The organism is Arachnia propionica, from assembly GCF_003859805.1.
In the GTDB taxonomy this organism is placed as follows: domain Bacteria; phylum Actinomycetota; class Actinomycetes; order Propionibacteriales; family Propionibacteriaceae; genus Arachnia; species Arachnia propionica_C.
On record NZ_RQZG01000045.1, the window covers coordinates 1 to 950 of the forward strand.

Annotated in this window: 2 protein-coding genes; both read left to right on the forward strand. The window is 59.8% G+C overall.

All coding sequences use genetic code 11. The features are described from left to right. The coding region (locus EII34_RS16375) for a hypothetical protein (protein ID WP_221620331.1) at window positions 1-262 on the forward strand (262 nt) is incomplete at its 5' end. Continuing rightward, entirely contained in the window at window positions 259-879 is a 621-nt protein-coding gene (locus EII34_RS15705; protein ID WP_124846106.1) for a hypothetical protein, read from the forward strand. The genes EII34_RS16375 and EII34_RS15705, both read left to right, overlap by 4 nt. The last annotated feature ends 71 nt before the right edge of the window (window positions 880-950 follow it).

A 950-nucleotide genomic window follows, 5' to 3' on the forward strand; every position in this document is an offset into this window, starting at 1 on the left:
ACAAAGGCCAGAACTCACCGAGAGCGAACGAAAAGCCCAAGTGGCCGAGATCGGGACGGTGAGGGCCGGAAGCCAAGTCGCAGCACCCATTGTTGCTGGAGCAGCAGCCGGAGCAGCCATCGGAGGACCAGCCGGGGTCGTTGTTGGCCTAGGCGTCGGGCTGGTCATGGCAATCCCAATGGGCGAAGACAAGACAATTGGAGACCGACTCGGAGATGCAGGAGAAACCATCTGGAATTTCTGCACGGGGTTTCTTAAATGATCACCCTCGAAGTCACTTCAGTAGACATCAGCAGCCCGGGAGCAATCTTCACGCAGCTACTCTTGGCCACCTTGGGATTTTTTGCCCTCCGCGTCGGCCTATCGATTCGCAATGCAACAGTCCCGCACTTCGTTTCCGCTTACAACGGGCAAAGCTCCAGCACCCTCGGACTCCCCTATGGAGGGCTGAGCCTCCTCATAATGGGGTCCGTCAACCTACTTCAGCATCTTCCTGCAAAATTGGCGGCCCCGATAGCCGCAACAGCACTTCTCGGGATGACAACATTCCTGTTGAGCACCTTCATCTGGTTTCCCCGCTTCCTGCTGCCCCGCTGGTACCCCCGCGCCGTCAAGGCAGGCGTGCCCCGCCACGACCCGCTCCTCATGGGAGCATTCAAGGCCCTCCCCCACACCGAACAGCTCGAACTCCTCCACCACACCACCACATCCGCCGCAACACCAACACTTCCCACCCAACCCCCTGAACCCCCAACCGCCAAAACACCCCACTACCACACCCCAAACCCCACCACCGGACACGGCAACCTCCCCCTGGGCATCACCAGCGGCCTCAACCAACAACCCAGCTCACCCAACGAAAACCAGGACCCTCGATGACCGGTGACACCATCGAAAGCCACCTCCTGGGCCACAGCATGTTCGCCATCGAAACCACCTTCACCTTCGTC